Below are 14,653 nucleotides of genomic sequence, written 5' to 3'. Positions count from 1 at the left end.
TTAGCGCCCTCGCAGTCCGTCGGCCAGACGCTTACTGTTGCGAACGGAAAGCAGCGTCAGCAGCGTCCGCCAGTTCATCCGTTTGTTGCGGATCTGATAGAGAGTAAACAGCTGATATTTCTTGCTGGCCCGGTCAAATTTGCCTTTGTGTTTGCGGTAAAACTGAAAGTAGCCGGAGAATTTTTTCGGCGATGAAGTAATACGCATTTCACCGTGATTGACATGCAGGATCTGCGTTGCCTCTTTAACCTTCCATGGTTTGCCATACGCCACCACCATGCGCAGGAAGATGTCGTAATCCTGCGCCGCTTTTAGCGTGGTATCGAACAGGCAGGCTTTAAATCGCCAGGCCCAGGTAAACACCTGATTGCCAATGATATTGCGCTTGTAAAATTTACGGCGTGAATAGCCGGATTTCGGATAGATCGGCAGGCTGGTCGGCTGAGAATACACTTCGCCTTCACAGACATAATCATTGGCATACAGAAACGCCCGCGTGACCAGATGATGACGATAGTTGAGAAAGACGCTCAGGCGGTTCGGCGTCCATTCGTCATCATCATCAATCCCCGTAATATATTGCCCGCTGGCCTGCATGATGGCTTGATTACGTACCGCGCAGGCCCCGGAGTTGGTGGCATTGTGCGTGTAAGACACGCGCGGATCGCTGAGTTCCTCAACAAACTGCTGCAGTTGCTCATACGAGGAAGAGCAATCATCTACAATGATCATCTCCCAGTGAGGATAGTCCTGGCGCAATACTGATTTAATCGCCCGGATGGCCAGCTGCTGACGATTCCAGGTTGGCATATAAATTGAAATGAGTGGGTTGTCTGTCGTCATTTTCGTTTCCCAAATAAAGTTGCCTGATGGCGCTGCGTTTATCAGGCCTACATTTGATATGCGTTACTGTGCGTTATCTATTTCGCATCCGACGTGTACTCGTATTCGTAGTAACCGTAATCCTGATATCCGCTGGCGCGGCGGAAAATAGAGTTAAGGATCACCCCTTTCACCTGAATGCCGTTTTGCTCAAAGCGACTCAAGCTGGTTTCCACCTCTTTCAACGTGTTGACCGCGTAACGTGCCACCATCAACGTGGTTCCGACGTGACGCCCCACGATAGCCGCATCGGTCACCGCCAGAATTGGCGGGGTATCAATCAGCACCAGGTCATAGTGTGAGCTGGCCCAGGCAATCAGTTCGCCAAAGCGCTCGCTCATCAGTAGCTCAGAAGGATTGGGAGGGATTTGTCCGCGCGGGATCAGATCGAAATGCGCAATGGCTGTCGTTTTCGCGCTGGTTGAGATATCCCCCTTGCCGATGAGGATCTCAGACAGACCGTTGAGGTTATTGGTCCCCAGCAGTTCGTGGGTATAGCCTTTGCGCATGTCGCAGTCGATCAACAGCACGCGTTTGTTGGTCTGGCTGATGACCGCCGCGAGGTTGGCGCAGACAAATGTTTTACCAATCGACGGGCTGACGCCGGTAAGCATCAAAACATTGTTACGCGCCTGCATCATGGCAAAATGCAGACTGGTGCGCAGGCTGCGGATCGCTTCGATGGCGAGATCCGTCGGATTCCCCACCGCCAGCAACTGGCTTTGCTTGTAACGTTTCACACCTTTAATGGTTTGCACGTTATCACGCGCTTTTTGCCATTCAGACAGCGGAATACTGGCATATACGCTGATGCCGTGTTCTTCCAGCGCCTGGGGGCTTTCAATACCGCGATTAAACAGCGACCGTAGCAGGACGCCCACCACAGAAAGCATCAAGCCGAGAATGATACTGCCGAGGATAATCAACGCCGTTTTCGGCTTCAGTACACCGGGTTGAGCAATCGCCGGATCGACAATGCGCACATCTCCGACCGTACTGGCTTCGGTAATCTTTAGTTCTTGTTGCTTGTTCAGCAACTGCATATAGACCTGCTGACCAGACTCCACGTCACGCGTCAGGCGAACAATCTCCTGCTGCGTTTTCGGCATCGCCGTTACGCGCCCGTTTAGCTTGCTTTTCTCATCTTCCAGCGCCTGGCGTTTTTCCAGCAGCGTACGATACGCCGGGTGCGCTTTGGTGAACAACTTGGAAATCTCCGCTTCTTTGAAGGTCAGCTCATTGAGCTGAGCATCAATGTTCACCATCGAATCCAGCACCGCTTTGGCTTCCAGCGGCAAATCCACAGAGTCTTTGTCCTGACGAAAAGCGTTCAGCTTGTTTTCGGCAACATCCAGGTGGTTACGCACTTCGGGCAACTGTCTGGCCAGAAAAGCCAGACTTTTAGCGGCTTCTTCAGACTTACGCTCTACGTTTTGTTGCAGATAGTTGCGGGTAATACTGTCGAGGATCCGACGGATTTGCTCACGGTCTTCGCCGGTAAAGGTCAGGCTCAATACGCCGGTATCTTTGCCGGTTTCTGTCACCATCAGATTATTTTGCAAGGTGTTGATCATGCCCAGCGTGGAGAATTTAGTGACGGTAAAACGACTCTCAGGGCTGGCATGAATAGCCCCGACCAGCATCGTCACACCGTCTTGCTTCAGCATCTGCCCAACCCGTCCCTGAGCGCTAAAGCCCTCGTCACTCACCAGCTGATAGCGTTTGTCATCCAGTACGCTGAGCGTGAAGGTCTGTCCGTTCATTGCCTTTGGCAGCGTAAAGGTGGTCACATTAACCGTTTCGTTCTGGCGACCCATTAACCTTTCCCAACCAGCGCCAAATATGGGGAATGTTTCTTTGGTAACACCGATATCCAGATTGAGATCGTCTACCGTTTTCCCCAGCACCAGTCTTGACTGGATGAGCTGAATTTCCGCTTCCGAGGCCGGAGGTTTGTTCGACAGCGCAGAGCCAATATCCTGCACCAGTGAATTTCCGGTATTTTGCTCAATTTGCACCAGCGCGTCCGCACTGTAGATGGGTGTAGCAAACAGCGTGTAAACTGCGGCACACAACGCAAAAACCGCAGTAATGCCAAGCACCCACCAACGGGCTTCTACCACCGTTGCGACCAGACGACCAATATCGATTTCATCATTGCCCGTTACCGGCGCTGCAGACTGTTTAACTTTTTCTGTCATTGTTTTCCCTGCTCTGCGTTCAGTGCCTGAGCCCATTGGCGGGCAGACCGTTCAAGTAAGGCGTACACCGCGTCAAACGCGTCACGACTTTTACGATACGGATCGGGAATTTCACGCTCACTGTCCCAGTGACCAAAGAGCATCACTTTGCCCCGCATCTCCGGTACCATTTCGCACAGGGCTGAGATATGCCGTTTTTCCATGGTCAGGATCAGGTCATACTCCCGGCACATTCGTCCCGAGATCTGCCGGGCACAATGATTTTCCAGTGACAGGTTGTGCGCCTGTGCTACGCTAATCGCGCGCGGATCTGCACCTTTCCCCACCAGCGCCCCGAGGCCAGCAGAAGAGACCGTCAACCCCGGGTGAAATTGCCTTAACAAGCGCTCCGCCGTCGGAGAGCGGCAAATGTTCCCCACACAGACAACTAAGATTTTGTTAAACATGATGATTACCAGTTGTGAAGGTCGCTGGCCGTGTCCGTCATATAGCGAACACCGCTAATAGTCGGCAGCAACTGATTGATCAAACGGTTCCAGCGAGCAACCGGCGCGGTAGTGACATACACCACATCGTATGGCTGGAGTCGGAATGACGTCGCCATCACCAGCGATGTCGCATCGGACATATCAAGCTGATAGATATTGGCGATCTTGCCGTTGTTCCCACCCTCACCTTTAAGTGGACGAATAACGAAAATACCGCTGGCGTTGGAAGTGGTCAGATCGATACCTTCCGCGTTGCCGAGCGCTTCGGTGAGCGTCATGCCGCTGAAGTCCATTTTGAGGGTGCTCTGTTTTTTCACTTCTCCCATCACGAAGACTTTCAAATCGTCATTACGCGGGACAAACAGAATGTCGCCAGGATAAAGCAGACGGTTCTGGCTCAGGTCGCCATTTTGCATCAGCGCTTGCAGTGAAATGCGTTGTTCCTTCCCGTTATGCGTCAATACAACGTTGCGCCAGTCTGCCTCCTCGGTAAGACCACCTGCGGCGTTAATGGCATCGAGAACGGTAAGTGGCACGTTGGTGATGGCCTGCTGGCCAGATTTGTTTACCTGCCCTGAGACATAAGCCTTTTGCGAGCGGAAAGCGGCGATATTAACGTCCACCTGCGGGTCAGCAATGTACTTCGCTAAGCGCCCGGTAATATCACTACGAATTTCGGCCAACGTCTTTCCGACCACCCTGACTTTGCCGATGTAGGGGTAAAACATGGTGCCATCAGGCTGCACCCAGTTGCCGGTATCGCTTGAGCTACGGTACTGCCCGGCTGGCGTGGTAAGTTCAGGGTGATCCCAGACGGTCACATTCAGAACATCACCCGGGCCGACCCGATACTGATACCCGGCAATCTCCTGGTCCAAAGACATATTAGGCTGCGCAACATTCGGTCGGGGACGTAATTGTTCGACCAGTCGAGGGGTGAGCGGGTAAACATTCACCATGCGATCGATATCAAAATCAGCGTCCTGCTGTTTAATCACATCTTTGCCCATCGTAGACATATTGCTGCCCGGTAGTACGGTACAACCGTTTATCAAGATTACCGATACCAATACTGGCATCAATTTAAGTTTGGATTTCATCATTGATTATTTATCACTTTGGCAGAGTAATTATCACGTGCGATCTAAATAGCGACCTCGCCTGTACGTATTTACCTTGCCGTTAATTGAAATGAAATTTAACTGGCATCAGTCCTAAAAAAATGAATTCATCTGCGAGCTCTTGACAAAATAATTTAGGCTTGTCTCAGGCGACCAGACACGCTACCGCCCCTGGCTTTATTAGCTACCAATGCACTGATTAATTTTAATTTTCACCTTCTCCTTTATTTTCATCACATTCAGAACGACAACGCATCGGGAATAGCGTGCTGGTTGATGAAGATATATTTACCTTTTGATTATTACCGGAGGAATTGTTACAGCTAAGCGAAAGTCAGGCAAGATAACAAACCATCAACAACTTGCTTTTAAGATTAATATTAAGCGCTGTACTTTTATATTTTTAGGATTTTATTGATGTTGACAACGCAGCTATTAAAATACCTTACCTGCGATATTTCCTAAATATATTCGGATTAACAAAATAGTTTCCTGTAGTGACATCAGGGCTATTATCTCGTGTCTAACCTGATATCGCCGACAGAGAAATCCCTGCCCCGCCATTGCATTTTTCGCCAGTTTTACCCATGATCGAATTGTGACAATTGTCATACAACTATGGGTATAGCATTTACTATGGAATGGATTGCCGATCCGTCAATCTGGGCCGGACTCGTCACGTTAATCGTGATCGAACTTGTTCTTGGCATTGATAATCTTGTTTTTATTGCCATCCTCGCGGAGAAACTGCCTCCTGCCCAGCGGGATAAGGCGCGTATTACCGGGCTACTGCTGGCGATGGTCATGCGCCTGCTGCTGCTGGCATCGATATCCTGGCTGGTGACGCTGACCACGCCGCTGTTCAGCATTCGCGACCTGAGCTTCAGCGCGCGCGATCTGATCATGCTGTTCGGTGGTTTCTTCCTGCTGTTTAAAGCCACCATGGAACTCAACGAACGGCTGGAAGGGAAAGACAGCGATAACCCCACCCAGCGTAAAGGCGCTAAATTCTGGGGTGTCGTCGCGCAAATCGTCGTACTGGACGCTATCTTCTCCCTGGACTCCGTCATTACCGCGGTTGGGATGGTCGATCACCTGGCAGTGATGATGGCTGCGGTGATTATTGCCATCAGCCTGATGGTGCTGGCGAGCAAGTCGCTGACGCGCTTTGTCAACAGCCATCCAACTATCGTTATTCTGTGCCTGAGCTTCTTGCTGATGATTGGTTTCAGCCTGGTCGCCGAAGGATTTGGCTTCCATATCCCGAAAGGTTACCTGTACGCCGCCATCGGTTTCTCGGTCATGATTGAAGCACTGAACCAATTGGCTATCTTTAACCGTCGTCGCTTCCTGTCAGCTAACCATACCTTGCGCCAACGTACTGCTGAAGCGGTAATGCGACTCTTAAGCGGGCAAAAAGAAGACGCTGAACTGGATGCTGAAACCTCAGCGATGCTGGCGGATCATCATGAAGGTCAGATTTTTGCCCCACAGGAACGGCGGATGATAGAACGTGTGCTGAACCTTAATCAGCGAACCGTCAGCAGCATCATGACCTCGCGCCATGATATTGAACATATCGACCTCAATGCGCCGGAAACAGAAGTCCGCGCTTTGCTGGAAAAAAACCAGCATACGCGTCTGGTGGTCACCGGTGAAGACGAGCAGGAAGAGCTGCTGGGCGTGGTGCATGTCATCGACCTGCTGCAGCAGTCCCTGCGCGGTGAACCGCTTGATTTACGCGTCTTGATTCGTCAGCCGCTGGTGTTCCCGGAAACGCTGCCGCTGCTTCCGGCGCTCGAGCAGTTTCGTAACGCCCGGACGCACTTCGCTTTTGTTGCCGATGAATTTGGTTCCGTCGAGGGGATTGTGACACTCAGTGACGTAATGGAAACCATCGCCGGTAATCTGCCGAACGAGGTTGAGGAGATTGATGCCCGCCACGACATTCAGAAAAATGCTGATGGTTCATGGACCGCTAACGGTCATATGCCGTTGGAAGATCTGGTGCAGTACGTACCTATTCCGTTAGATGAAAAACGTGAGTATCACACCATTGCCGGGCTGTTAATGGAGTATTTGCAGCGCATCCCGAAAACCGGGGAGGAAGTTCAGGTTGGCAACTACCGACTGAGAACTCTGCAGGTGGAAAATCATCGCGTGCAAAAAGTCCAGCTGATACCGCTACACAGTGAAGAAGAGATGGATTACGAAGTGTAAGTCACAAGCCGGATGGGGCATCAGCCGCCATCCGGCAATTTGAATCAGAGTTTATCCAGCAATTTTTTAACATCTTTACCGTTGCGGGAGTCTTTATTACGATCGGCCCAGTCGTTGAGGCGACGTTTCGCTTCATCCTGCAAATGCTTCCGCAATAGCTGGTCGACCTGCAGACTATAATTAAGCGCTTGCCACTGGCCGTACACCCTGAGAGGAACCGGGGTGGCTTTCAGGAAGTTAATCAACTTACTTTCGCCTTCCCAACCGCCCAGCACGCGAATGTTAAACAGCGTGTCGCAATTCTGCTTCACCAGATCCAGCGTTCCCTTGCCGGTCAGCGCCAGCATAGCGGACTCGCCGGCCATGTTATCCAGCGTTACCTCGCCGTTATCCAGCGTCATATCGGTCACGAAGTGATCCAGCCGGGTCACGTTCTCCATATTTTGCTGGGCTTTAGCATCTCCACCGCTACGCTCAACGGCCTGCTGTATCATCTGCTGGAAGTTCATCCCTTCCATTCGCGTATCGTTCATTTCGACACGGGCCTGCCCTTGCCAGTTGTGACGAAACGCCTGAGCATCAATATCTGAGCCAGAGAAATCACCTGTCAGAGAAAGTTTACCCGTGAGAGCGATTGGGTAATCGAAGGCTTTCAGGATTGCGCCAATTTCGACACCGTCGAGGCGCGGATGGAAGACCGCTCGCGGCTGTCCTTTTCTGACATCCAGCGTGCCCGGAAGCGACACCAGCCCACCGTCACTTTTCCCTTGCAGCTGCGCAACGTTTAATAAACCGAACTGGTTGTCTATTTTTGCCGAGACATTGTCAAACGCCATTTTCCGCCACAGCACTTTGTCCGCTTGCAAAGTGATGTCTGCCGCAAATCCCTTGAGACCTTGATAAGAAACAGCATCAACCTGCGAAGCAATGACAGGGCGCGCCAGCGTCGACTGACTCTGACCTTGCTGTACCTCACCGTTCTTCGTCACGGGATCACGTTGCACGAGTAGATTGTCCAGATTGAGCTGACTAAATTTCAGGTCAACGGTCCATTCTGGTTTATTCAACAATGTCACCTGAACTTGCCCAGCGAGAGAGCTGTCGTTAGCAGTCAAATGAATCTGGTTAAACGTGAGCTGTTTTTTCTCTTCCTGCCACTGCGCCTGAAGCTGTCCCTGACCGTTAATCCCCTGCGGCGGTAGATCGGCCCCTTGCAGTTGCCAGCTTATCTGCGCAATATTCGCGGATAAGTTATGCGGATAATCGGAAGCATCAACGGTACCGTTGAAGGATAACGCGAGGTCACGCTGATCGCGGTTCACGCGCCCGGAGAAATCAAACGTGCCGCGGTGCTGGTTATCTTGTTCCATCTCCAGCCGGATATCACGAACCGTGACCTGCTCATCGTCCTCATGCTGGAATACCAGAACGCTATCAGCAACGCGCAGACGGGCGATATCAAAGGACCATCCTTTGTCTTCAGCCATGTCGGGCAACGTATTGTCTTTTGGAGCCACGGGTGCATCTTTTCCACGCACCGCCTCAGTTTGCGGGGTCAGTTGAATCACCGCGCCCTTGAGCATCACCTGCTTAACGCTGAGCTGATGGCTCAGCAACGGCCACAACGCGACGTCAAGACGCATATTATCGGCACGAACCAGAGGCTCGCTGGCACCTTCCGCCGTTAGCACCATGCGCCCTGAGAGGATACTCAACTGAGGCCATACGTGCCAACGCAGAGGACCATCCAACTGCAGTTGATATCCGCTACGCGCAGCAACCTGCTTGACCATATACGAGCGGAAATCATTCGGATTCACCAACAGTACTAACGCAGAAAAACCGGCCACCAGCACGACCAGTAGGATCATCAGCGTCGTCAGAAATCGTCTCATGCTATCCCCAATGGACTGAAAAACACTCAGTCTTTATCGATCCGGCTGGCAACGGCGCCCTGCTGATCGCGATACTTCGCGTCCTGACGACGGTTGTAGGGTCGCGCCGCCGGACCGGAAAGCGGTTCGAAACTTAATGCGCCAATCGGCATGCCAGGACGCAGGGCCAGCGGTAATTTTCCGGAGTTGTAAAATTCCAGCACGATGCAGCCTGACCAGCCCGGATCGATGCGGTGCGCGGTGACGTGTACCATCAGTCCCAGACGTGCCAGCGAAGAACGGCCATCTAACCAGCCGACAAGATCGGAAGGCAGCGTAACGGATTCGAACGTCACGGCCAGCGCCAGTTCTCCCGGGTGCAGGAAAAACGCCTCGCCGTCTTTGAGGACGATTTCATCACTCATCACGCGATCCAGCGCGGCGCTGACTTCATCTTTTGGTCCACTCAAATCGATATACGCCGCCGTATGACCCCGGAACGTACGGAATTTGTTGCCAAGACGCACATCTACCGTGGCGCCATTGATTCGCTCGACAGGAGGGCGGGGAGTGATCGACAAGCGACCTTCATCCAACCAGGCTTCAATATCTCGGTCACATAAACGCATGGCACTTTCTCCTTTCGTGCTTCAAACCCTTAATGCCAGGTGCGTTAAGGGCGAACCAGGTTATCACTGAACGGTACACAATTCGCTGAACTTATTCAAAGAACTGACTAATTTTAGCCTTCAGAATATCGATGGCGATGCGGTTTTTCCCCCCGCGCGGCACAATGATGTCGGCGTATTGTTTTGAAGGCTCAATAAATTGCAGGAACATTGGGCGGACGGTTTTCTGGTATTGCGCCATTACCGAATCCATTGAACGACCACGTTCGTTCACATCCCGCTTGATACGGCGCATCAGGCAAATATCCAATGGCGTATCAACGAAAATAGAGAAGTTCATCTCTTCACGCAAACGCGCATCCGTCAGCAGCAGAATGCCTTCCAGAATAATCACTTTCTTGGGTTCAATATGAATAGTGTCCTGCGTACGCGTGTGCTCGACATAGCTGTACACGGGCAGTTCAATAGCACAACCACGTTTCAACGTTTGCAGATGTTGAAACAGCAGGCTGTGGTCCATCGCATTCGGATGGTCATAGTTAGTTTTAACACGTTCTTCCATCGACAGATGGCTTTGATCTTTGTAATAGCTGTCTTCGGGAATAACGCCAATATGTTCGTCACCGACTTGTTCACGCAATTCGCGATAAAGAGTACTGGCAATAAGACTCTTGCCGGAAGCCGATGCGCCGGCAATGCCGATAATGACGCACTGATGGGACTGATCAGTCATAAATTTAGCGACCTGATTAACCTGGATGTAAGGAAGGGCGGCGTCGAAACGCCAAACGCGGCAATTATAGGGATTTCAGCGGCGCGATGCCAGCCCAGCCTGCACCAATGCCGTCCCTGTCGCAAATTAAAATGGTCAGTTTTAAAGCAGGTGCTTTATTTATTCCCATGGCTTAGGAATTAATAGCTTGAGAGTGTTAATTTATGAGCTGCTGGCGTATAAATTGTAAATTATTTGTACTAGCATAATCCCAGATTAAATGTGATGCCTCCGGCGTCTCTACTGGGCGTCATCGGCTATTTGGGTAGAGTGGTAATGAGTAAACAATCCCAACATGTTTTAGTTACATTACCTCATCCTCTACTGCGCCTGGCCAGTTTAGGTCTGGTGGCGTTCATCTTTACGCTGTTCTCGCTCGAACTATCACGTTTCGGCGCACAGCTGGCACCGCTGTGGTTCCCAACCTCAATCATGATGGTGGCCTTTTACCGTCATGCAGGAAAAATGTGGCCGGGGATCGCACTGGCCTGCTCTTTGGGTAACATCGGCGCTTCTTTGCTCTTCTTCCCCAGTGAGTCGCTGAATTTCACCTTCACGGCGATTAACATTATTGAGGCTGTCGTTGGCGCAATGCTCTTGCGTAAACTTTTACCCTGGTACAATCCTTTACAAAATCTTAACGACTGGGCGCGCCTGGCATTTGGCAGCGCGGTTGTTCCGCCGCTGCTGGGCGGCATATTAATGTGGATGTTGCTGCCGAAGGAAACTACGTTAAATACCTTTCTCATTTGGGTACTGTCAGAATCCATCGGTGCGCTGGCGCTGGTGCCGCTGGGTTTACTGTTTAAACCACATTATTTGTTGCGCCATCGCAACCCACGTTTACTGTTTGAGACCCTGATTACACTGTTGGTGACCTTAACGCTCAGTTGGCTGTCAATGATGTACATTCCATGGCCGTTTACCTGCGTTATTGTCCTGCTGATGTGGAGCGCCGTGCGTCTGCCGCGAATGGAGGCGTTTTTAATATTCCTCAGCACCGTGATGATGGTTTCGCTGATGTTGGCCGCCGACCCTTCGCTGCTCTACACCCCCAAACTGAACATGTTTACCAGCATTCCCTGGCTGCCGTTTTTAATGATCCTGCTGCCAGCCAATATGATGACCATGGTGATGTACGCATTTCGGGCTGAACGCAAACATATCTCAGAAAGCGAATTACGCTTTCGCAACGCGATGGAATATTCCGCGATTGGCATGGCGCTGGTCGGTACCGAGGGGCAGTGGCTGCAGGCCAATAAAGCCTTGTGCCAGTTTCTGGGCTATAGCCAGGAGGAGCTACGTTCACTCACCTTCCAGCAATTAACCTGGCCGGAAGATTTGAATAATGACCTCGAACAGTTGGACATGCTGGCACGCGGGGAAATCAACAGCTATTCCATGGAAAAACGCTATTACACCCGCGCGGGCGAGGTTGTCTGGGCCTTGCTGGCGGTGTCACTGGTACGTCATAGCGACAATACCCCACTCTACTTTATCGCCCAGGTTGAAGACATTAACGATCTCAAGCATACCGAGTGGATTAATAAACGGCTGATGGAGCGCATTACTCTCGCGAATGAGGCCGGTGGGATCGGCATTTGGGAATGGGAACTGCAGCCTGATGTGATCAGTTGGGATAAGCGTATGTTCGATCTGTATGAAGTTCCCCCACATATCAAACCCAGTTGGCAAGTCTGGTATCAATGCCTCGTGCCTGAAGATCGCGAGCACGCCGAAAATGTGATTCGAGATTCGCTGGCCGCGCGGGTTCCGTTTAAGCTTGAGTTTCGTATCACGGTGAAAGATGGCGTACGGCATATCCGTTCGTTGGCCAACCGGGTGCTGAATAAAGACGGTGAAGTCGAACGCTTGCTTGGCATCAATATGGATATGACCGAAGTGAAGCAGCTTAACGAAGCGTTGTATCAGGAAAAAGAGCGTCTGCACATTACGCTTGATTCCATTGGCGAAGCCGTGATTTGTATTGATGTCGATATGAACGTGACCTTTATGAATCCGGTCGCTGAGAAAATGAGCGGTTGGCAGCAGGAAAGCGCGATCGGCATGCCACTCCTGACGGTACTGCGTATTACCTTCGGTGATAACGGCCCGCTGATGGAAAATATCTACAGTGCCGACATGTCCCGCACCGCAATTGAGCAGGAAGTGGTGCTGCATTGTCGCAATGGCAACAGTTATGACATTCAGTACAGCATCACGCCCCTTAGCACCCTGGATGGCGGCAGCATTGGCTCGGTGCTGGTCATACAGGATGTCACCGAGTCGCGTAAAATGCTGCGCCAGCTTAGCTACAGCGCTTCGCATGACGATCTGACGCAGTTGGCCAATCGAGTCAGCTTTGAAAACCATCTTAAACAGTTGCTGCATACAGTACACGACGCACGCCAACATCATGTGCTGGTTTTTATCGATCTCGATCGTTTTAAAGCAGTGAACGACAGCGCAGGTCATGCCGCGGGCGATGCCTTGCTTCGCGAACTCTCTTCACTGATGCTGAGCATGCTGCGATCCAGCGATATGCTGGCGCGCCTTGGCGGCGACGAGTTTGGTCTGTTGCTGCCAGATTGCAATATCGAAAGCGCCCGCTTTATCTCAGGCCGCATCATTAGCGCCATTAACGATTACCACTTCATGTGGGAAGGCCGCTTCCACCGCATTGGCGCCAGTGCGGGGATTACATTGATTGATGAGAAAAACCATGTTGCGACCGAGGTTATGTCTCAGGCGGATATCGCCTGCTACGCGGCGAAAAACAGCGGGCGCGGACGAGTCTGCGTCTATGAACCCCAGCAAAGTCAGGCCCATGCCACGCGTAGTCAACTGTCATTGGATGAACAAAGACACTCCATCACCCATAACCCCATGCTGATGATCGCCAGGGGCGTGGCCTCCCCGCGTATACCAGAGACGTTTAGCTTCTGGCTTGTTTCATTACGTTTAGGCACCGAGGAAGGCGAACTGATTGAAGAGCATTCTTTCCGTACCGGACTGGTCGATCCCGCATTGAATCAAGCCCTCGACCGCCGGGTATTCCGCGAATTCTTCCAGAACGCTGCTCCGGCAGTCGCCAGCAAGGGGCTCAGTATTGCCCTGCCCCTTTCCGCCGCAGGTTTGCTCAATTCAGAACTTGTTGATGAGCTACTGGAACAATTGCAACGCAGCCCGCTACCGCCACGGTTGTTGCACCTGACCGTTCCAGCCATCGTCATCAAAACAAATGCTACGTTGGCAGTATCCGTCCTGCATCGGCTACGTCAGTTCGGCTGTCGAATTGTGTTAAGTCAGGTTGGCCGTGATTTAGAGCTTTTTGACAATCTGAAATATCACATGGTTGATTACCTGTTGCTCGACAGCGAGCTAAGCGCCAGCGCCCACGGTGACCTGATTGACGAAATGTGGGTGTCCATTATCCAGGGCCATGCCCAGCGCCTCGACATTAAAACCATCGCTGGCCCGGTGCAACTACCGCTTATCATGGATACGCTCTCTGGCATCGGTATCGATATGATTTATGGTGACATTATTGCCGACGCCCAACCTATAGATCTGCTACTGAATACCAGTAATTTCGCTATCAACTGACGGCTGCCAGCCATCTGTATACCAGATATGCAAGAGCGCGTAGGAGCGCCAGGGTATCCAGCGCTCTGCATACCGTCGGATCTGGGCTGGCGTCATACCAGGAAATCGCTGTTTAATCAGATAATCATCCGGCAGAAATACATCCTTCGCCTGCCAACCACGCAGCGCGAAATAATTGGCGGTCCAGCGCCCTATCCCGGGAAACGTTTGTAGTTGCTTAACGCCTTGCTCAATATCGTCAGGCGCGGCTGTCAGCAGCGTTCCTTCAAGCGTTGCGCGAGCCAGGTAAATCAACGCTTCAGCGCGTTTGAGTGGCATACCTAACGCTTTAAGATGCAATGGTTCGGCTTTAGCTAACGCTTCAGGCGTAGGAAAACAAACGTACCCGGGAGCATCCTCCAGCATATCCCCATAAGCAAGCGCGACTTTCGCCGTCAGTTTTGCCGCCATCGCCACGCTGACTAACTGCCCTAAAATCGCCCGTACGCCTTGCTCAAAAACATCGACACATCCCGGCAGACGCAGTCCCGGACGCGCCGCACCGAGACTTCCTAGCGCGCTGGTGATTTGTTGTGGACAGCAGTTCAGATCGAACAGGCGCGTTATTTTTTCCAGGCACACGGAGGAGACCGGCTGTAATCCCTGGCTCAACGTCACCTGTAGCGCGTTGGCCTGCAGATCCGCGACGACGCGTACCAGACCACAATGCCCTTCAACGGAGAGGCTTCTGACATAACTCAGTTCACCTACAATTTCGACACCTTCAACCGCACGGGCGGCAAGAAACCCCAGCATCCAGGGCCAGTCATAAGGCGGTTGCCAGCTCAGCGTGAACATTCAGTTTTCCTTTTTACGCAAAC

The 14,653-nt window shown here is 51.8% G+C and carries 10 protein-coding genes; 2 read left to right on the top strand and 8 right to left on the bottom strand.

Going from position 1 to position 14,653, the window contains the following annotated elements; genetic code table 11:
- From wcaA to NMD08_RS09660, 4 genes are all read right to left on the bottom strand, one after another.
- A complete protein-coding gene (gene wcaA, locus NMD08_RS09675; RefSeq protein ID WP_151219765.1) occupies positions 1-843 on the bottom strand; it encodes a colanic acid biosynthesis glycosyltransferase WcaA in 843 nt (280 codons plus the stop codon).
- A gap of 77 nt (positions 844-920) precedes the next feature.
- Positions 921-3,083, bottom strand: coding sequence for a tyrosine-protein kinase Wzc (gene wzc / locus NMD08_RS09670; protein WP_370620049.1), 2,163 nt, complete (start codon positions 3,081-3,083; stop codon positions 921-923).
- Positions 3,080-3,529: a low molecular weight protein-tyrosine-phosphatase Wzb gene (gene wzb, locus NMD08_RS09665; protein WP_370620047.1), complete on the bottom strand. Its 450-nt coding sequence runs from the start codon at positions 3,527-3,529 to the stop codon at positions 3,080-3,082. The genes wzc and wzb overlap by 4 nt, the downstream gene beginning before the upstream one ends.
- A 5-nt stretch (positions 3,530-3,534) precedes the next feature.
- Positions 3,535-4,674: a polysaccharide export protein gene (locus tag NMD08_RS09660; RefSeq protein WP_370620045.1), complete on the bottom strand. Its 1,140-nt coding sequence runs from the start codon at positions 4,672-4,674 to the stop codon at positions 3,535-3,537.
- 654 nt (positions 4,675-5,328) lie between these two features.
- Here NMD08_RS09660 and NMD08_RS09655 point away from each other — a divergent pair.
- Positions 5,329-6,912 (top strand): TerC family protein, encoded by a 1,584-nt coding sequence (locus tag NMD08_RS09655; RefSeq protein WP_151219768.1) that lies wholly within the window; start codon positions 5,329-5,331, stop codon positions 6,910-6,912.
- Positions 6,913-6,956: 44 nt separating this feature from the next.
- On the opposite strand, the gene asmA is transcribed toward NMD08_RS09655, so the two are convergent.
- From asmA to udk, 3 genes are all read right to left on the bottom strand, one after another.
- Positions 6,957-8,807: an outer membrane assembly protein AsmA gene (asmA, locus tag NMD08_RS09650; protein ID WP_370620043.1), complete on the bottom strand. Its 1,851-nt coding sequence runs from the start codon at positions 8,805-8,807 to the stop codon at positions 6,957-6,959.
- A 26-nt stretch (positions 8,808-8,833) separates the two neighbouring features.
- Positions 8,834-9,415 carry a dCTP deaminase gene (gene dcd / locus NMD08_RS09645; RefSeq protein WP_003834269.1) on the bottom strand — a complete coding sequence of 194 codons (582 nt, stop codon included), beginning with the start codon at positions 9,413-9,415 and terminating at the stop codon, positions 8,834-8,836.
- A gap of 91 nt (positions 9,416-9,506) precedes the next feature.
- Positions 9,507-10,148 (bottom strand): uridine kinase, encoded by a 642-nt coding sequence (gene udk, locus NMD08_RS09640; protein WP_151219770.1) that lies wholly within the window; start codon positions 10,146-10,148, stop codon positions 9,507-9,509.
- A gap of 315 nt (positions 10,149-10,463) precedes the next feature.
- Between udk and NMD08_RS09635 the strand changes: the two genes are divergently transcribed.
- Positions 10,464-13,793, top strand: a complete 3,330-nt coding sequence (locus NMD08_RS09635) for a diguanylate cyclase (protein ID WP_370620041.1) — start codon at positions 10,464-10,466, stop codon at positions 13,791-13,793.
- Here the strand turns inward: NMD08_RS09635 and alkA are convergent.
- On the bottom strand, positions 13,761-14,630 hold the full coding sequence (gene alkA / locus NMD08_RS09630) for a DNA-3-methyladenine glycosylase 2 (RefSeq protein WP_252837745.1): 870 nt from the start codon (positions 14,628-14,630) through the stop codon (positions 13,761-13,763). The two genes, NMD08_RS09635 and alkA, sit on opposite strands and share 33 nt — an antisense overlap.
- Between the last annotated feature and the right edge of the window lie 23 nt (positions 14,631-14,653).

Source organism: Citrobacter meridianamericanus (assembly GCF_041320245.1).
Taxonomy (GTDB): Bacteria; Pseudomonadota; Gammaproteobacteria; order Enterobacterales; family Enterobacteriaceae; genus Citrobacter; species Citrobacter meridianamericanus.
This window is presented reverse-complemented; position numbering and strand designations above follow the sequence as displayed.